Genomic DNA, 20208 nt, shown 5'->3' with positions numbered 1-20208 from the left:
CTCTGTTTTTGTTCAGAATTTGATTTGTGATGTCAGAAAATATATGACTTTTTCTGTCTAATAGGCTTCTGTTACATAGGGGAAATTATGACAATTTCACAATCGATAAGGCAATGTGTTCACAATTATGAGTTAGGCGAACTATTCACGAGTGAATTTTTTCTGTCCCTTGGTTCGCGTGCGGCAGTGGACAAGGCACTTTCACGTATGGTTGAAAAGAAAGAAATTGAGCGTGTTGCGCGTGGTATCTTTATTAAGCCAAAGGAGAATCGGTTTGTTGGAAAAGTACGCCCAGATGTCACAAAAGTTGTGGAAATGATCACGGGACAAAATGGAGAAACTATACAAATACATGGTGCTGAAGCGGTTCGGAGATTTAAGCTAAGTACCCAAATGTCAACAAATCTGGTTTATTACACCAGCGGCTCATCAAGACAGATAAGAATCGGGAATCGTAAGGTAAAACTGATTCACACTTCCAGCCAGCGCAAACTTCAATATGCGGGTACAAAAATTGGTATGGCTATTTCAGCCTTATGGTATTTAGGTAAAGACGCTGTCACGCCTGCAACGGTAGAACAAATTCGTAGTTTAATGAGTGAAGAAGAGTTTGGTTTACTGAAAATGTGTAAATTACCTGCGTGGATGTCATCAGCAGTTCAAAACATTAATTGTGAGATGGTCCATGATTGATTCTTATTTTTCGATAACACCTGATGAGCAGCGCGCTGTATTGGGATACGCGGCAGATAAATTAGGGCGTTCTGAAAATGTCTTAGAAAAGGACATTTGGGTTTGCTGGGCATTAAAAACACTATTTAGCCTGCCAGAAGCGCCCCCTATGGCTTTTAAGGGGGGAACTTCGCTGTCAAAAGTTTTTAATGTTATTAATCGGTTCTCTGAAGATATTGATATCACTCTGGATTATCGGCACTTTGTAAATGATTTTGATCCTTTCTCAGAAAAGCATAGTAAAAACAAGCTGAAAAAGCTGAGTGAGCATCTCAAACAGCAGGTACACGCGTATGCGAATGAGATCGTTATCTCTCATATTAAATCTGAATTAAATAATCTTCCATCGTCTGAATCGCATGCGATTCGAATTGATGAATCGGGAGAAAAAATTTGGGTGAGCTATCCATCTGTTACAGAAGAAGCTGATGGGTATTTAAAAAGTGAGGTTTTGATCGAATTAGGGGGACGAAATATTATCGACCCAAATGAACTTCATACAGTTAAGCCTTATGTAGCGGAGCTGGTTCCTGAGCTTGAATTTCCTATAGGTCAAGTTGTTGTTTTATCGCCAGAACGTACTTTTTGGGAAAAAGCGACTTTAATTCATGTTGAATGTCGCCGTGGTCTGAGAGAAAGTGCGAGCCGCCTTTCAAGGCACTGGTACGATTTAGTGATGCTAGCCCGGCATGAGATAGGTAGTAGGGCAATGGCAGATCGGGGACTTCTTGAAGATGTCATCAGGCATAAGACTCTCTTTTTTAATGCAAGTTATGCGGGCTATGAAGAGTGTTTGGCAGGAAGATTATTGTTATTACCAAATAATGAATTATTGCCAGCGCTTAAAGCTGATTATCGAAACATGGTTTCTGCTGAGATGATATATGGTACAACCCCTTCTTTTGACGAGCTGGTAGAGGCTGTTAAACAAATCGAATATGGAATTAATTTGTGGGATTGATTCCAAATCCACGGTATTTAACTCTAATGAGAGCGCTAATCATTGGTTGTTTATAACGCCAAGTTCAGCCAAAATAAGCGCCAATCACGATTAACACGACGGATTTGAAGGCGAAGCGTCAGCAAGAGACGCTTCCTAAATGATATTAATCCGCATATAAACTAGAAGATCCCAATTGATGGCAAATTCCCCATTTCTGCAAGAAGTTGCGAAACGGCGCACTTTTGCAATAATTTCTCACCCCGACGCGGGTAAGACGACTATTACCGAAAAAGTATTACTGTTCGGACAGGCTATCCAGAAAGCGGGTACGGTAAAGGGCCGAGGTTCTAACCAACACGCAAAATCAGACTGGATGGAAATGGAAAAACAGCGTGGTATCTCCATTACCACTTCTGTGATGCAATTTCCTTATAGCGATTGTCTGGTTAACTTGCTGGATACCCCGGGGCACGAAGACTTCTCCGAAGATACTTACCGTACTTTGACCGCCGTTGACTGTTGTTTAATGGTGATTGATGCTGCGAAAGGGGTTGAAGATCGTACCCGCAAGTTGATGGAAGTGACCCGTCTGCGTGATACGCCAATCCTGACATTTATGAACAAGCTCGACCGTGATATTCGTGATCCGATGGAGCTGATGGATGAAGTGGAAAATGAGCTGAACATCGCATGTAGCCCGATTACATGGCCGATCGGTTGTGGTAAGTCCTTCAAAGGAGTCTATCATCTTTACCTTGATGAAACTTACCTGTACCAATCTGGTCAAGGCCACACTATTCAGGAAGTCCGTGCCATCAAGGGATTGGACAATCCTGAACTGGATGCTGCGGTAGGTGAAGAGCTGGCGAATCAATTGCGCGAAGAGCTGGACCTGGTCAAAGGGGCATCTCATGAGTTTGATCAGGATGCCTTTTTACAAGGTGAACTAACGCCGGTCTTTTTTGGGACTGCGTTGGGTAACTTTGGTGTTGATCATATGTTGGATGGTCTTGTTGAATGGGCGCCGACTCCGATGCCTCGCCGATCTGATGCACGTGAAGTGACTGCCAGTGAAGAAAAATTCACCGGCTTTGTCTTCAAAATTCAGGCTAACATGGATCCTAAACACCGCGACCGCGTGGCATTTTTGCGGGTTGTTTCTGGTAAATATGAAAAGGGCATGAAACTGCGTCAAGTCCGCATCAAGAAAGATGTCGTCATTTCTGATGCACTGACTTTTATGGCAGGAGATCGCTCTCATGTTGAGCATGCTTATCCGGGAGATATTATCGGCTTGCACAATCATGGAACAATCCAGATTGGTGATACCTTTACTCAGGGCGAAGAACTGAAATTTACCGGTATTCCTAACTTTGCGCCAGAATTGTTCCGCCGTATCCGTCTGCGTGATCCGTTGAAACAGAAGCAATTACTGAAAGGTCTGGTCCAATTATCGGAAGAAGGAGCGGTTCAGGTTTTCCGTCCACTGGCCAATAACGATTTGATCGTTGGGGCGGTAGGTGTGCTCCAGTTTGATGTTGTTGTTGCTCGTTTAAAGAGTGAATACAACGTTGAAGCACTGTATGAACCGGTTAACGTTTCTACGGCTCGCTGGGTCGAATGCAATGATGTGAAGAAATTAGAAGAGTTCAAACGTAAGAGTGAAATGAACTTGGCACTCGATGGTGGTAATAACTTAACTTACATTGCGCCAACAATGGTTAACTTAAACCTGACCAGTGAACGCTATCCTGATGTTGCTTTCCGTAAGACACGGGAACACTAATATTTCTTTTGAGCCAACTATCCTGTTGGCTCTTTCTATTTTATTCATATCCCCTATCTTTTTCTTAAGTTAAAAAATAATTCTCTGCTTTAGTGAAAATATACGTTATTTTTTGTAAATCCCATTTTATCAGCACAGACTAGTTGACATACTGTTGGTAACGATTCTAGCTTAAATGAAAAAGGTGGTAGGATGAAAAATATCAAGTTTGTGCATTCACTACTGGCTGTTGTTCTAGGCTCGGTACTGATCAGTGGTAGTGTTCTGGCTGCCGAAAACTCTCCGGGAAAAACCGTGGAGAGTACAGGGCAGAAAATTGATCACTCAATAGAAAACACTGGGAAGAAAATAGATAACTCCATGCAGCACGCCGATGTTTATTTAGACGATAGCGCCATTACGGCAAAAGTGAAAGGGAAGTTGCTGGAACATAAAGGTATAAACAGCAATGACATTTCGGTGAAAACGGAAAAAGGTGTTGTTTACCTTTCGGGTTTTGTCAAAAACAAACATCAGGCGGCAAAAATAGCCAAAATTGTTCATGGAGTGAAAGGTGTTAAATCCGTAAAAAGCACGATAGAGATCAAAGAATAACGGATATATACCCAATGGATTTCAAAGATGAAGGGTATAAAACAGTAACTTAAATTGTGAATAGAGTGGTGGTAATAAGCCACTCTTTTTACTTCTTTTCCTCAAATAAAACCCTATTAAATTGCGAGATTATCTCTTAGCAATATTATTCACTGGCTGTATTTAGGGAACTTGCTAAGCTAATATTTATTTATCTATTGATGCTTTATTCTTAATCTTTTAACAAAATCATTACAAGCTGAGTTGTTTAAGCAATAATATCTTGATAAATATTTAGCATAAATGTGTTAGTCCATAGGGTTCATTGTTTTTAGAGGAGGAGAAGGGTGGGGAAACATATTCCAATAACGCTGGGTAATATAGAACCTTTAGCTTATAACTCCCAGATTAAGCCAGGGAAAATTGCCCTTGTTTGTGAAGGGGGGGGTCAACGAGGTATTTTTACCGCCGGTGTTTTGGATGAATTTCTCCGGCTTAATTTTAATCCTTTTGAATTGTTTATTGGGACATCGGCGGGAGCACAAAATCTCTCTGCCTATATTTGTGGTCAACCGGGTTATGCCCGTAGAGTGATCAATCGTTATACTACAGATCCCGCTTTTTTTAACCCTTTTCGTTTTGTTCGCGGTGGGCACTTGATCGATCTCGATTGGTATATTGATACCATCTCTGAGCAGTTACCCCTTAATATTTCTGTGGCAATGCGTCAATTCGATGCCGGACGCGAATTCTATATGTGTGCCTGTCGCGCTGATGATTTTGCAGCAGATTATTTGCATCCTGATGATAAAAACTGGATGAACATTGTAAAAGCCTCCAGTGCTATTCCCGGTTTTTATCGTAATGGTGTGACACTTGGTGATGTTATTTATCAAGATGGCGGTATTAGCGATGCGATACCTGTGCAAGAAGCCTATCGCCGTGGTGCAGATACGATTGTTGTTATCCGGACAGTGCCTTCACAACTGTATTATACGCCTCAATGGCTCAAGCGTATGGAGCGTTGGTTGGAAACCAGTAGTTTGCAAAAAATGGTGAAAATGCTCAATCTCCATGCTCAGAGTTACCACCGGACACAGAAATTTATCCAGAATCCACCGGATGATGTACAAATTTTTGAAATTTACCCACCTGCCCCCCTGTCTGCCATGGCATTGGGAAGCCGAATCAGCGCATTAAATCAGGATTATCATTTAGGAAGGCGTTGTGGGCGGTATTTTTTGGCAACGATCGGGCATACATTTGTGGGTGGAAAGTTTGGTCACACAGAACGTAGGAGTTATGGCGTGTGCCGCAGTGGCTTAAACGCCGATGGCATCAATCGTAATTGTTTCCGGCGAAACCATTTTCTGAATCATGCCAACCATTCGATAGCAGAGAACCCTGTACCTGATGTGATTGATAATGCACAGGCAACAGAGTCGCTCATTGTGGATAGTCTGGATAAGTAGATGTTTATTGATACACATTGTCATTTTGATTTTCCTCCTTTTGCGGGTAATGAAACAACAAGTCTGGAACAAGCCAAACAAATGGGCGTGGGAAAAATTATCGTACCTTCGGTGAGCCAAATGAATTTCCGGAGGATTGCCACGTTGGCAGAGAATTATCCCTCAATCTATGCTGCTTTTGGCTTACATCCACTCTATATTCGTGAACACCAAAACGTGCATCTGGACGAGTTGGAGCGGCAGCTACAGAAGAAAAGTGCCAAATGTGTGGCGGTAGGTGAGATTGGTCTGGATCTTTATATGCCGGAGCCACAGTTTGAAAAACAAAAAAATGTGTTGGAAGAGCAAATAAAGTTAGCCAGGCAATATGATTTGCCTGTGATACTTCATTCCAGAAAAAGCCACGACCAATTAGCAGCAATCTTGCGGAAGCAGAATTTGCCACGCACAGGCGTGATTCATGGTTTTGCAGGGAGTTTGTCTCAGGCTCAGGCTTTTATACGTTTGGGGTTTTATATTGGTGTTGGAGGAACGATTACTTACGAAAGGGCACAAAAGACACGTAATACCATTTCGCAATTGCCTCTGTCATCTCTGGTATTGGAAACAGATGCGCCTGACATGCCATTATCGGGATTTCAGGGACAGCCAAATCGTCCAGAAAGAGTCGCACAGGTTTTTTCAATATTGTGTGAATTACGCCAAGAATCCCCAGATGAAATTGCCAGCCAGATTTATCAGAATAGCGTAGCATTATTTACATTGGGTTAACTTTAAGCAACAAAATGATAAAAATTCTTCAATCGCAGAAGAGTACAATAAGTTTTAAATAAACATTAATAATGCTTAACTTATATTCCCTGCTTATTTATTCTTTTTTTTAGCCTTTTCTCCATAATATTATCTAATCCCACCGAAATTAAGTGGTTTTATGTGATGAATGTCTCATTTTGTGTTTTTATATTACTTTTTGCTGTATTAATTTGTGATGTTAGTTGCTTGTTCCTTTTTAGTACTAGGTATAATCGGCGCACACACAATGTCAGTGGGAACTTATAGAATAACTGACATATTTTTTTATTATTCATACAGTGAACAGGGATTCTTCCAATGCAACTCCTTATGAGCCTGATCGGGATGGCCGTGCTGATTTTTATCGCAGTACTCTTCTCCAGTAACTATCGAGCCATTAAAATCCGTACTGTCCTGGGCGCCTTTCTGATTCAGGTTGCTGTTGGGGCATTTGTACTTTATGTACCCGCCGGTAAAGACGTTCTAGGGGGAATGTCGAGAGGCGTTTCCAACGTGATTGGATACGGTCAAAAAGGAACAGATTTTATTTTTGGCGGATTGGTTTCCGACAAAATGTTCGAACTGTTCGGTGGCGGTGGCTTTGTTTTTGCCCTGCGTGTTCTGCCTGTCATCGTGTTCTTCTCCTCACTCATCGCGGTTCTGTATTACATGGGTATTATGCAGCTCATCATCAAAATTTTGGGTGGTGGATTGCAGAAAATATTGGGAACATCGCGGACTGAATCTCTGTCTGCAACTGCGAATATTTTCGTAGGACACACTGAAGCGCCTTTGGTTGTGCGTCCTTATATTGCGACGATGACCCAATCTGAATTGTTCGCCGTGATGTGTGGTGGCTTGGCTTCTGTCTCGGGTTCAGTACTGGCTGGCTATGCGTCTATGGGCGTTCCATTGGAATATCTGATTGCGGCTTCATTTATGGCCGCACCAGGTGGTTTACTGTTTGCGAAGCTGATGGTGCCGGAAACAGAAAAAACTCACGATACTGCTGATGCGATGTCGTTGATTGCGGCGGAAGATCGTCCTGCAAATATCATCGATGCAGCTGCATCGGGTGCCGCATCAGGTATGCAATTAGCCCTGAACGTCGGCGCAATGCTGCTGGCATTCACCGCATTGATTGCTTTGCTGAATGGTATTTTAGGCGGAATTGGTGGCTGGTTCGATTATCCTCAATTCTCTATGGAACTGGTTTTAGGCTGGTTTTTTGCACCAATCGCCTATCTGATCGGTGTTCCATGGCATGAAGCAACCATTGCTGGCTCTTTCATCGGCCAGAAAATAGTCGTCAATGAATTCGTGGCGTTCATGAACTTTGGTAAATATCTGGAAGCGGACGATATGGTTAGGGCTGCGGGTCTGCAAGTGCTTTCAGAACATACTAAAGCGATTATCTCTTTTGCTTTGTGTGGATTCGCTAACTTGTCCTCTGTTGCGATTCTTCTGGGTGGCTTAGGTGGTATGGCACCAAGCCGTCGCGGTGACATCGCTCGTTTCGGCCTGAAAGCTGTACTGGCTGGTTCACTCTCTAACTTAATGAGTGCAACAATTGCCGGATTCTTCCTCGCATTATAAGACGCAGGAAGAAATAGTAAGGCGCAGGAAAACGCGTATCAAATTGAATGCAGGTGAGATATCTCACCTGCTTTTGTTTTTCCTGAAATCATAAATGTGATCAAATTCACATTAAAATGTTTGTGATTGCAAATTGTATTTTATTAATGTGATTTTCAGCACTAACTATTGATCATTTACATGTTCAAATAATGATATGCAAAGACTTTATGGATGAAGCTGATACCCGTAAGGTTATGCAAGCTGAAGAGAGCTAAGTGCAGAAAAATTGCACAAAAAATAGTGCGGAGAGAAGGAACTCTATTGTTGTTGTCGTCTATTATTATGATAGCAACATCTTCAAGGAACCAAGTCCGCTCGCCAACAAACGAATGTGTTAATGGTTAACGATAACCGTTCGTTCAAAATAATCGTACAAAAGAATATGTGAACTGATTCAGTCACGATAATAATACCGTTGGAGAGTTTTATGACCGATTTAACCGCCGCCGCTCAGCGTGCGCTGAGTCTGATGGATTTAACTACGCTTAATGATGATGATACAGATGAAAAAGTGACGGCACTTTGTCGTCAGGCAAACAGCCCTGCCGGACATACGGCCGCCGTCTGTATCTATCCACGTTTTATTCCCGTGGCGCGCAAGGTATTGCGTGAGCAGGGAACCCCCGAAATTCGCATTGCCACGGTGACTAATTTCCCACACGGCAATGATGATATTGATATTGCACTGACTGAAACCCGCGCGGCCATCGCTTATGGTGCTGATGAAGTGGATGTTGTTTTCCCTTACCGTGCATTGATGGCAGGTAATGAACAGATTGGTTTTGATCTGGTGAAAGCCTGTAAAACAGCCTGTGCAGAATCAGGTGTCTGGCTGAAAGTCATTATTGAAACCGGTGAATTAAAAGAAGCCGATCTGATTCGCAAGGCATCTGAAATTTCAATTAAAGCGGGTGCGGATTTTATCAAAACCTCAACAGGTAAAGTTCCCGTTAATGCGACACTGGAAAGTGCTGAAATTATGCTGAATGTGATCCGTGATATGGGCGTCGGCGATACCGTTGGCTTCAAGCCTGCGGGTGGTGTGCGTACTGCTGAAGAAGCGGCGCAGTATCTGGCACTGGCCGAACGTATCATGGGAGACAAATGGGCTGATTCCCGCCATTTCCGTTTCGGTGCGTCCAGTTTGTTGGGCAGTTTGCTGACCACACTTGGACATCAGGGACACAAGCAGAGCAGTGGTTATTGAGGCAATAATGACTCATTAAATACACGTTAAGATTAAAGTGATGTGTATTACTGCCATTCTTTTCAGATAATAATGATTGGGAGGTAGCTTTGTTTCTGGCACAGGAAATTATTCGCAAAAAACGTGATGGCCATTCATTGAGTGAAGAAGAAATACGCTTCTTCATTAATGGCGTTCGTGATAACACGGTTTCTGAAGGGCAGATTGCTGCTCTGGCAATGACTATCTATTTCCATGATATGACAATGGAAGAACGGGTTGCTTTGACATTGGCAATGCGTGATTCCGGTACAGTTTTAGATTGGAAAACCCTGAACTTACCCGGGCCGATTGTCGATAAACATTCGACGGGCGGTGTGGGAGATGTCACTTCCCTGATGCTTGGCCCTATGGTGGCAGCCTGTGGAGGATATGTGCCGATGATCTCCGGGCGGGGTTTGGGGCATACCGGAGGAACGCTGGATAAATTAGAATCTATCCCCGGCTTTGACATCTTTCCAGATGAACAACGTTTCCGTAGCATTATTCAGGATGTTGGCGTCGCTATTATAGGGCAGACCAGCTCATTGGCCCCTGCGGATAAACGGTTTTATGCGACGCGTGATATCACAGCGACCGTTGATTCTATTCCTTTGATTACTGCCTCGATTTTGGGTAAAAAGCTGGCTGAAGGATTGGATGCGTTGGTTATGGATGTGAAAGTTGGTTCCGGGGCATTTATGCCGACGTATGAACAATCAGAGCGTCTGGCAGAGTCTATCGTCGAGGTAGCCAATGGTGCGGGTTGCAAAACAACCGCATTATTGACGGATATGAATCAAGTTCTGGCATCCAGTGCCGGTAATGCGTTGGAGGTTCGTGAAGCTGTCCGGTTTCTGACAGGCGAGTACTGTAATCCCCGGCTATTTGAAGTTACGATGGCGCTGTCTGCTGAGATGCTGGTTTCAGGCAATTTGGCAGCCGATCGTGATGATGCGCGTCGTAAGTTACAGGCAGTATTGGACAGCGGCAAAGCGGCTGAAATATTTGGCCGTATGGTGGCAGCACAGAAAGGGCCAACAGATTTTGTTGAAAATTATGCCCGTTACCTGCCGACTGCGGAATTCACCAAGTCAGTATTGGCCGGAAAAAATGGAATCATTGCAAAAATGGATACCCGAGCATTGGGAATGTCTGTTGTTGCATTGGGAGGAGGCCGTCGTAAGGCGACCGACCCTATAAATTACAGTGTGGGGTTAAATGATATCGTTGCGCTTGGGACAACAGTCAATGCAGATACCCCCTTGGCGATGATTCATGCTAATAGCGAAAATGCCTGGCATGAAGCGGAAGAAGCCGTGCGCAACGCTTTTGTTTTTGAAGAAACCGTTCTTGAAAAAACTGAAACAAAAGTCGCCACACCGATGGTTTACCGTCATATTGGTGGATAAACCACACAAGATTGAAAATCGATTTTAATAGCTGGCAGTTCCCGCATTGATAGCGTGAATTGACGCAGGAGAAAATTATGAAACGTACATTCATCATGGTATTAGATTCTTTTGGCATCGGTGCAAGTGCTGACGCTGAAAAGTTTGGTGACAAAGGATCTAACACTTTAGGCCATATCGCAGAACAATGTGCTCGTGGTGAGGCTGATATTGGTCGTAAAGGGCCATTGCACCTGCCTAACCTCAGTCGGCTGGGATTGGGTAAGGCAACGGAGGAATCCTGTGGAACCTTCCCGATTGGTCTGGATAAAGATGCCGAAATTATTGGTGCTTATGGTTACGCGAGTGAACTTTCTTCTGGTAAAGACACGCCATCAGGTCACTGGGAAATCGCAGGCGTTCCGGTTCTGTTTGACTGGGGTTACTTCCATGACCAAGAAAACAGTTTCCCACCGGAATTGCTGGATAAACTGGTTGAGCGTGCTAACTTGCCGGGTTATCTGGGGAACTGCCACTCTTCCGGTACCGTGATTCTGGATAACCTGGGTGAAGAGCACATGAAAACCGGTAAGCCGATTTTCTATACTTCTGCGGATTCTGTTTTCCAGATTGCTTGCCATGAAGAGACATTTGGCTTGGATCGCCTGTATGAGTTGTGTGAAATTGCCCGTGAAGAGCTGAATATTGGCGAATATAATATTGGGCGCGTTATTGCCCGTCCATTTGTGGGTGATAAAACAGGGAATTTCCAGCGTACCGGCAATCGCCATGACTTGGCGGTTGAACCACCAGCGCCAACCGTTCTGAAAAAACTGGTTGATGAAAAGCAGGGTGAAGTGGTTTCCATCGGCAAAATTGCCGATATCTACGCGAATGTGGGTATCACTAAAAAGGTTAAAGCAACAGGAATTGATGCCCTGTTTGATGCTTCACTGATTGAAATGGAGCAGGCAGGGGATAACACCATCGTATTTACCAACTTTGTTGATTTTGACTCTTCTTACGGCCATCGCCGTGATGTTGCTGGTTATGCGGCTGCATTGGAATTGTTTGATCGTCGTCTGCCAGAAATGCTGAAATTGGTTAAAGAAGATGACATTCTGATTTTTACTGCCGACCACGGTTGTGACCCGACTTGGGCGGGATCTGATCACACTCGTGAGCATATCCCGGTTCTGGTTTACGGACCTAACGTTAAATCAGGTTCATTAGGGCATCGTGAAACATTTGCCGACATTGGCCAGACAGTGGCGAACTATTTCGACCTGACGCCAATGGATTACGGTAAAGCGATGTTTTAATTTTTTGGAGGCCAATGCAATGGGCCTCCTCATTTTCACCTATGTTGATACGTAAAAAAAACAAGGAAATAAACTTATGGCTACCCCACATATTAATGCTGAGATGGGCGATTTTGCTGATGTTGTTTTGATGCCGGGTGATCCACTGCGTGCAAAATACATTGCTGAGACTTTTCTGGAAGATGCTCGTCAGGTTAATAACGTTCGCGGTATGCTTGGCTTTACCGGTACTTATAAAGGCCGCCGCATCTCTGTTATGGGCCACGGCATGGGCATTCCATCTTGCTCTATCTATGCCAAAGAACTGATCACTGAATTCGGTGTTAAAAAAATCATCCGTATCGGCTCCTGTGGTGCTGTCAGTGAAGCTGTCAAAATCCGTGATATTGTGATTGGCATGGGGGCATGTACCGATTCCAAAGTTAACCGCCTGCGTTTTAAAGATCACGATTTCGCAGCGATTGCTGATTTTGATCTGGTTCGCAATGCTGTTGATGCTGCCAAGGCGAAGAATATCAATGCCCGTGTAGGTAACATTTTCTCTGCTGATCTGTTTTATACGCCAGATCCTCAGATGTTCGATGTAATGGAAAAATACGGCATTCTGGGTGTTGAAATGGAAGCAGCCGGTATTTACGGTGTTGCTGCTGAGTTTGGTGCAAAAGCACTGGCGATTTGTACTGTTTCTGACCATATTCGTACAGGCGAACAAACAACGGCTGAAGAACGTCAAAATACATTTAACGATATGATTGAGATTGCACTTGAATCCATTTTGTTAGGTGATAATTAAAAAAACGTAAATAGTTTTGCCATTTTATTAGAAAACGATAAGCCCTTTCCAATAATGGAAAGGGCTTTTTATTTATAAAACCTATTTTCCCTTTTCATATTTTGTTAATGATAGAACAGGCCAATTTATTTAATAGTTATTTTATTCCTCACTAAATTGATTAAAAAATGAATGAAGAGAATAAATTTAACAAATTTAAAGCGGAATTTTTTTAAGTAGTGTCAGTAATTGATAATTAGTTTGGTAATTATTCTATCCAGATAAATGTATCGTGTTTGCTTTGGATTAATCAATATAATTGACAATAAAATCTAAATTTTATGGCTGTGTCGAGATAATAAATTTTTCCTTATTTTCAGGAAGGTAAAATAGAGTAATAAAGCAACGCCAATTAAGATGCTAAACTACTAAACATTGCTCGATATAACTCAGGGGAATAATCCAAAATAAAAAAATTATTAGTAAAATATACTACTCATTATGCGTACTTTTTTATAAAAACTCATATTTCATATGATGTTAAAGCACATAGCCAGTTTTATCGGCTGAAATTTGACTTAAGACTTATTCTGTAGAATGATATTGCCAGTTTGGTTTATTTTGACCAGTTATGATTTCTGTCAAAAAACTAAATAATCATTCGCCTAAGTGTCAGAAATTAATTTCTGTGCTTCGGCTTCCTTTTGGCTATCAGTATCTATTTTACAATTAAAGGTATAAGTTAAATTATGAAACTTAATAAATTGGCGATGGTTTTAGGTTTGGGTGTGGCTTTAACTGCTGGCGCGGCAAATGCAGCACCTACCGAGGGTAACGGCACGGTCAAATTCAATGGTTCTATTATTAATTCAGTGTGTTCGATCAAAAATAATAATATTGAAGTTGAGATGGGCCAAATCAACAACAAGATCCTGACAAATGGCGGTGAATCAGCTTCTAAGCCCTTCAAAATTGAATTGCAAGACTGTGTTCTTGATGTTATGAAAGGTGTAAAAACAACTTTCACTGGTCCAGAAGCTGATAGTCCTATCACAGGACTGTTAGCACTTGAAGGTGGTGCGAAAGGTGCTGCTATCATGATCACTAATCATGGCAACAAGCATATTCCTCTGGGTCAAGCATCTGACGAAATGACTATACACGATGGTGATAACACCCTGAACTTTGCTGCTCGCCTGAAAGGTCTACAAACTGAAGATGGTAAAGATATCGGAGTGAAAACTGGTAACTTTACTGCTATCGCAAACTTTACTCTGAACTACCTGTAATATTCCGAGCTGATAGGTAATTTTTATTAGTTGAATATCAGGAAACCAATCGCAATTTTTATTATGAGTTTCCTGATGATACTTTCAGGGTATTTCTTGGATATCACATGTTAGCAGTATGGTATTAAAATATTCTGTAACGGGATCGGCTTTATTGATATAAATCAATATTACGACTCATTGAGTAAGCAGAATGTGCCATTAACGAAATGAACCCTATATGAGGTAAATTGAAATACCCTTTTTTGTTTATTTAATCTACGGTGTTCTCTATTGGCTGTATTAGGTAGGAAAATAATTTTTTTGCCATTCGAAAGTAATTTTTGATGGCATACCGATGGTGACATGTTTTCTCTATTCCCCGCAGTACGGTTAAGCCAGTAAAGCATAAAACAGAGAACGTAACTATTACGGATAAAAGCAGGACATGTGGCTACCTCTGCAACCTCAGTACCGGTCATGGTCCTCAATTTAGAACGATGAATATTAATGATGCCATGTAATTGGTGATAACCCCTACACACTGACAGACTTGGCAGTATCAAACAGCGGCTAAATTCAGATTGGTTTATTAACAATTCATTGTTTAGAGGATGCTATGGCTTTGTTTTCAGATTCTATGAATCATGATTCTTCATCTTTTAATAAAAAAACGAACAGTAATAGAAAAAACACCTGTCATAAAAATAGAGTGGTTAATAAAAATAAGAGCGTTAATAAAATAAAAAAAAGCCATTTAATCTACGGAATTAAACCTCTTTCTGCTCTGGTACTGTTTGCATTATCGAGTATTCAGGCAGGTTATTCTAAGCCAGGAATTGAATTCAATACCGATGCGCTGGATATCGGTGAACGTGCCAATATTGATTTGGATAAGTTCGCACGCGCGGGTTATATCATGCCGGGTAACTATATAATGGGTGTCCGGATGAATAAAAATGAATTTCCGGAGATGTATCCTATCGATTTCATTGCACCACCTGATGATCCGGAAGGCAGTCAAGCCTGTATATCCCCCGAATTAGTGAAACAAATCGCACTGAAACCAGAGTGGGTAGAAAAATTGGGTTGGCGGAATGAGGGGAAATGTCTCGATCTCAATACCCTGCCGGGCTTATCGGCCAGAGGTGATTTAGCCACTTATACGCTGTATTTGATTGTCCCTAAAATCTATTTGGAATATGACTTGCAGGACTGGGACCCTCCTTCCCGTTGGGATAATGGGATCCCCGGATTGCTGTTTGACTATAACCTTAACGCACAAACATCCAAACCTAACCACGGCAGCAGTAACCAACAGGTAAGCGCTATCGGAACTGCGGGTATGAATGCTGGTGCGTGGCGTTTTCGCGCTGATTGGCAGGCCAGATATAATCGTTTTAAAACCAAGGATGATAAATCTGATAAGTCGAGTAACTTTGGCGGGAATAATTCTGGTGGAAATAGTTCTGGTGGAAGAGAGCGCGAGTGGGATTGGAGCCGTTATTACGCGTATCGTGCGCTCCCTCGTTTGGAAGCGAAATTAACATTGGGTGAGGATTATCTCAATTCCAACATTTTCGATAGCTTCCGCTATACCGGTGTCAGTTTGGTGACCGATGAAAATATGCTGCCACCGAATTTGCGCGGATATGCGCCTGAAGTCACAGGCGTGGCGCGGACTAATGCCAAAGTGACGATTAGCCAACTGGGAAGAGTATTATATGAAACTCAGGTCGCTTCTGGCCCATTCCGTATTCAGGATCTGAGTGATGCTGTGGCAGGAACACTGGATGTCAGAGTCGAAGAGCAAGACGGTAGTGTACAGCAATTTCAGGTCAACACGGCGACTATTCCTTACCTTACTCGCCCCGGACGTGTGCAGTACAAATTAGTGGGGGGTCAATCGACTAATGATAAGCACCGTCGTGAAGGGCCAGCGTTTGGTTTGGGGGAATTCTCCTGGGGAATTAACAACGGTTGGTCATTGTATGGCGGCCTTTTGGCGGCGGGGGATTATAACGCCTTGTCATTGGGGATCGGCCGTGACTTGATGATGTTTGGTGCGCTGTCATTTGACGTGACGGAATCAAGGGCAAGATTACCGGGAGAGCACAAGACGCTGACGGGCGGCTCTTATCGTCTCAGTTATTCGAAACGTTTTGATCAATACAATAGCCAAGTGACATTTGCCGGATATCGTTTCTCTGAACGCAATTTCATGAATATGGGGCAGTATATTGATCGTCGCTATCGTAATGTTTCTTCTGATAGTGGCAAAGAGCTGTATACCATTATTTTCAATAAACAATTTACAGATATCGGTCTGAGTGCTCACCTTAACTATAGCCATCAAACCTACTGGAATCGGCCGACAAATGATCGTTATAACGTCTCTTTATCCAAATACGTAGATATTGGACGTTATAAAAATATCAGTGTCAGTCTGTCAGCCTACCGCAACAATTTTGACAATAGAAAAGATGACGGCATGTACCTGAATCTTTCCGTTCCGTGGGGAGATAGCGGCACTTTCAGCTATAGCGGAATGCTTAACCGTCAAGGCAACTCTCATATGGCTGGCTACTATGGCCGCATTGATGATCGCAATAACTACCGTATTTCAGCGGGTACCAGTATGCGCGGCAGGGCATTAGCGGATGGTTATTACACTCACTATGGTGACAAGGCACTGTTGACTGCCAGCGCCAGTTATCAGGATGGTGGCAATACCACGGCTGCACTTGGCTTACAAGGCGGAGTGACTGTAACCGCAAGTGGGGCCGCACTGCACCGTATCAACATGCCGGGGGCAACCCGTCTGATGGTAGATGCAGAAGGGGTCAGCAATGTCCCTATCCGGGGATTCGGTTCGGCAGTTCATACCAACTATTTTGGTAAAGCGGTGCTGGTTGATGTGAACAACTATTACCGTAATACGGCAAATATTGACTTAGATAACTTGCCAGATGATGTAGAGGCACTGCGCTCTGTCCAGCAGGCAACATTGACAGAAGGTGCGATTGGTTATCGCAAATTCCAAGTTGTGTCCGGGATTAAAGCGATGACGATTATCCGGCAGCCTGATGGTTCATTCCCACCTTTTGGTGCTTCTGTCTTGAATGCCGCTCAGCGTGAAATCGGCATTGTCAATGATGATGGATACGCTTACCTGAGCGGGATTAATCAGGATGAAAAATTGAAAGTACATTGGAATGGGCATGCCCAGTGTGAGATTACCGTACCAGATGATATTGCTACAGAATCTTTGTCTGCAATTTTGTTGCCTTGTCAATTTTTAAAAGGCGAAGATAAGTAAATGTAATGAAACGGTCCATAAAATCTGTCTTAAATAGCGTATTATATTGCTTTTTTGACGCGGGAAGTGCTGCTTTTGGTTAGCACATCAGTATAAACCTGAGCTTCTTTTGAGCATGAGCAAATGACACTATGAAACTGAAAAAAATTCTAATGATAACTGCCATGGCACTGATTGGTTTGATGTCAGTTCATCAGGCAATGGCTGCGATAACGTTGGATCGTACCCGAGTCATTTTTAATGGGGATGTGAAATCCGTTAGCCTTAACGTCGAAAATCAACATCTTGATTTGCCTTATTTGGCACAGTCATGGATTGAAGATGAAAAGGGAAATAAGATCAATGGTCCGCTTGTTGTTGTTCCGCCTGTACAACGTATTGAAGCCGGATCAAAGAGTCAGGTTAAGATTCAAACATTGCCGACCATCGCTCAACTGCCACAAGATAGAGAGAGCTTGTTCTATTTCAATGTTCGCGAAATTCCACCACGCAGTGAGAAGCCTAATGTATTGCAACTTGCTGTACAAACGCGCATCAAATTGTTCTACCGTCCTGAAGCTGTCATCGCACGTCGTATTGATATTGATAACCCGTGGCAAGAAAAACTCACTCTAACCCGTGAAGGAAATCAGTATTTAGTGAATAACCCAACACCTTATTACATCACTATTTCAGAAGCATCGAACAAATTGAATGGTAAGAGTGTAGAAGGTTTTCAGCCTGTTATGTTAGCGCCCAGAAGCAGCGAAAAACTGGGTGGAACAATCAGTTCATTGGGGAATACGCCGGTACTGACCTATGTCAATGATTATGGTGGTCATCCTCAGTTAACATTTAATTGTAGTGGCGATACCTGTGCGGTGGAAAAAATCGTCACTGAAGGAAGCTGATTAAATTAAGTTAAGTTGTATAGGTGATGTCCCATCAATAGCAAATAGCAACGTTGATGGGCATCAATACAGAACTAGCCGGAACGAGATGAGTTTCTTTCGATAAATAATTGGATAAATGTAGGGTAATAATAATGAGTCCGTTAAGCATCAAATTATCCAAATATGTACTGACAGGGTTGTTTCTTTTGGGCATTAATAGCCAGCAAATTACGTATGCACAAGATAACCTGCGCCAAGATGTCAAAATTACGTTCACTGTACTTGCTCCGACTTGTTCGATTAAGACAGAAGATCAAAATATAGAAGTAGATTTCGGAAATATTTCTAACAGGGATCTTTATCAGAAACATCGTACAGAAAACCAACGATTTAATCTTCGTCTGGAGAATTGTGATCCTCGTGTCACAAAACGCCTAAAAATTAAGTTCGCAGGAGAATCCAGCAAAGAATTGCCGGGATTGTTAGCAATTAGATCTACCGCTGGTACGGGTGGTGTAGCTATTGGAATGGAAACAACCGATGGTACACCGATACCGTTTAATAAAACCAGTGAATTCCCGTTATTAGCTGATAGCAGAAATAATGTGATCCCATTCCGGGCATATATACAAGCCGAGCCTAGCGCTCTTCAGGAGAAAAAGATTGGTGTTGGTCGATTTACTGCAATCGCGGCTTTTGAAGTTAACTACGACTAGTCATGCTGACTGGTTTTTCATCCACGATCTTTAGTCAGAATCAGATGCTATTTGGAAAATAAGCTATGCGCCATATTAAAAAATCGTTGTTGAAACTAGCGGCGTTGTTGTTTTTATTAAGCGCCACACATGTCTATGGTGGGGCTTATGTGATGCCGGTGAATACGGTACCAAAGGGTAATCAAGCTACCACAACCATGGAAATTATTGAATGGACAGAGGAAGAGGGTATCCCGAATCCTTGTTATAAATGGGGAAAATGCCTTGTTGGCCCTGATGTGCAGTATAAGACGCATCAGCCGGGTATGTACGGTTCTTGTGACATTGCAGGGGTATGCCTGACAGATGCACAAAAATATCCGACAACGGCTGATGTTATGCGGGCTTATAAAAAGAAATTTGGAATTCCTAAACGGGTTACATTCGACATTATGACCGCAGATTCAGAATGTGTAGGTTTGTTTTATGCGCCGAAGACATTCCCTGGAAATGGTAATGCTGAAAAATTCCCGAATTCCACTTGTAATAAAATGCCGCCTCCACGTCAATCTTGTAAAATTTACATACCTTCTGAAATTGCATACGGGGAATTAATTGCTTCAGAAGTGAATAACGCCAGCCGAACAATTAATGGTTACCTTGAATGTGCTCTTCCCAGCAGCAAAATACAGTTGCACGCTAAATCAATCGATGGCGAGCCTAAAGTTTATTTTGATTCCAATAGACAAATGCATGCGACATTGCAAATTAATGACCAAGACGCAGCAAATGGGGTCGGGGTCACTGCCAGAAAAAATAATGAAAGGGCACCTTTCACCCTAAAATCAACACTGCACACAATCACTCTACCAAAAGCCGGTAAATATGAAGGCACCGCAGTCGTTTATTTAACTTATTTATAAATTGAGAGCAAAGATATTATGCACGTCAGTATGCTGGTAGGAAAAAGAATCCAAATGAAAAGGAAAGAAATTGGAGTGACAGCAGCAGAGCTGGCAGACAAAATTGGAGTTAGTCATCAGCAATTGTCACGTTATGAACGAGGAACTAATAGAATCAGTCTGGAGCATTTGGTTGCTATTGCTATTGCTCTGGAAACGCCCGCAGACTGGTTTTTGGAGGATTGTTTTACTCCCCCTAAAGTTAATATGAATAATCAATATGACTGTGTGGCGGAAACAATATTGGGATTATAAGGCAGGATTTATATTGTTAATAAATAGAAAAAGATTAAGGCTGCAAAAACCTAAGCCATTCCCGAACAGGAATGGCTTTTTTGTATATAGAAAACCCCCAGCTTGGCTGGGGGTTCCGTAGAGCTTACAGCTATAAGTCTGCTATAAAAACCCCTTTTGATTTGTTAAAACACCTTGCGGTCTGGCAACTG

At 42.5% G+C, this 20208-nt stretch carries 17 protein-coding genes; all 17 read left to right on the top strand.

Translation table 11 applies throughout. From position 1 onward, the window contains the following. Positions 1-87: 87 nt before the first annotated feature. The 17 genes from AAC854_RS07600 (at position 88) to AAC854_RS07520 (ending at position 20017) form a co-directional block, all read left to right on the top strand. Positions 88-693: a DUF6088 family protein gene (locus AAC854_RS07600; RefSeq protein WP_340616565.1), complete on the top strand. Its 606-nt coding sequence runs from the start codon at positions 88-90 to the stop codon at positions 691-693. Beyond that, positions 686-1693 (top strand): nucleotidyl transferase AbiEii/AbiGii toxin family protein, encoded by a 1008-nt coding sequence (locus AAC854_RS07595; RefSeq protein ID WP_340616564.1) that lies wholly within the window; start codon positions 686-688, stop codon positions 1691-1693. The genes AAC854_RS07600 and AAC854_RS07595 overlap by 8 nt, the downstream gene beginning before the upstream one ends. Before the next feature lie 178 nt (positions 1694-1871). Beyond that, complete coding sequence (gene prfC / locus AAC854_RS07590; RefSeq protein WP_340616563.1) at positions 1872-3461, top strand: peptide chain release factor 3; 1590 nt, start codon at positions 1872-1874, stop codon at positions 3459-3461. A gap of 192 nt (positions 3462-3653) precedes the next feature. Then, on the top strand, positions 3654-4055 hold the full coding sequence (locus tag AAC854_RS07585; RefSeq protein WP_340616562.1) for a BON domain-containing protein: 402 nt from the start codon (positions 3654-3656) through the stop codon (positions 4053-4055). A 326-nt stretch (positions 4056-4381) separates the two neighbouring features. After that, positions 4382-5506 carry a patatin-like phospholipase family protein gene (locus AAC854_RS07580; RefSeq protein ID WP_340616561.1) on the top strand — a complete coding sequence of 375 codons (1125 nt, stop codon included), beginning with the start codon at positions 4382-4384 and terminating at the stop codon, positions 5504-5506. Next, complete coding sequence (locus AAC854_RS07575; RefSeq protein ID WP_340616560.1) at positions 5507-6277, top strand: TatD family hydrolase; 771 nt, start codon at positions 5507-5509, stop codon at positions 6275-6277. Positions 6278-6628: 351 nt separating this feature from the next. Further along, the gene (locus AAC854_RS07570; RefSeq protein ID WP_340616585.1) at positions 6629-7894 is read left to right on the top strand and encodes a NupC/NupG family nucleoside CNT transporter; all 1266 of its coding nucleotides are present in this window, start codon (positions 6629-6631) and stop codon (positions 7892-7894) included. A gap of 469 nt (positions 7895-8363) precedes the next feature. Continuing rightward, entirely contained in the window at positions 8364-9143 is a 780-nt protein-coding gene (gene deoC / locus AAC854_RS07565; RefSeq protein WP_340616559.1) for a deoxyribose-phosphate aldolase, read from the top strand. Between the two features lie 89 nt (positions 9144-9232). Then, positions 9233-10573: a thymidine phosphorylase gene (gene deoA, locus AAC854_RS07560; RefSeq protein ID WP_340616558.1), complete on the top strand. Its 1341-nt coding sequence runs from the start codon at positions 9233-9235 to the stop codon at positions 10571-10573. 77 nt (positions 10574-10650) lie between these two features. Beyond that, positions 10651-11874, top strand: coding sequence for a phosphopentomutase (gene deoB / locus AAC854_RS07555; protein WP_340616557.1), 1224 nt, complete (start codon positions 10651-10653; stop codon positions 11872-11874). 76 nt (positions 11875-11950) lie between these two features. After that, positions 11951-12667, top strand: coding sequence for a purine-nucleoside phosphorylase (deoD, locus tag AAC854_RS07550; RefSeq protein ID WP_340616556.1), 717 nt, complete (start codon positions 11951-11953; stop codon positions 12665-12667). A 728-nt stretch (positions 12668-13395) separates the two neighbouring features. Then, positions 13396-13935 (top strand): fimbrial protein, encoded by a 540-nt coding sequence (locus AAC854_RS07545; RefSeq protein WP_340616555.1) that lies wholly within the window; start codon positions 13396-13398, stop codon positions 13933-13935. A gap of 556 nt (positions 13936-14491) precedes the next feature. Then, positions 14492-17233, top strand: coding sequence for an outer membrane usher protein (locus AAC854_RS07540; RefSeq protein ID WP_340616584.1), 2742 nt, complete (start codon positions 14492-14494; stop codon positions 17231-17233). Positions 17234-17364: 131 nt separating this feature from the next. Next, positions 17365-18123 carry a fimbria/pilus periplasmic chaperone gene (locus AAC854_RS07535; RefSeq protein WP_273549727.1) on the top strand — a complete coding sequence of 253 codons (759 nt, stop codon included), beginning with the start codon at positions 17365-17367 and terminating at the stop codon, positions 18121-18123. A gap of 134 nt (positions 18124-18257) precedes the next feature. After that, a complete protein-coding gene (locus AAC854_RS07530) occupies positions 18258-18821 on the top strand; it encodes a fimbrial protein (RefSeq protein ID WP_047961491.1) in 564 nt (187 codons plus the stop codon). Between the two features lie 65 nt (positions 18822-18886). Beyond that, on the top strand, positions 18887-19723 hold the full coding sequence (locus AAC854_RS07525) for an MrpH family fimbial adhesin (RefSeq protein ID WP_340616554.1): 837 nt from the start codon (positions 18887-18889) through the stop codon (positions 19721-19723). Positions 19724-19741: 18 nt separating this feature from the next. Continuing rightward, positions 19742-20017: a helix-turn-helix domain-containing protein gene (locus AAC854_RS07520; protein WP_273549729.1), complete on the top strand. Its 276-nt coding sequence runs from the start codon at positions 19742-19744 to the stop codon at positions 20015-20017. Positions 20018-20208 lie beyond the last annotated feature (191 nt).

The sequence above is a fragment of the Xenorhabdus entomophaga genome, assembly GCF_037996725.1.
GTDB classification, from domain to species: domain Bacteria; phylum Pseudomonadota; class Gammaproteobacteria; order Enterobacterales; family Enterobacteriaceae; genus Xenorhabdus; species Xenorhabdus khoisanae.
This window is presented reverse-complemented; position numbering and strand designations above follow the sequence as displayed.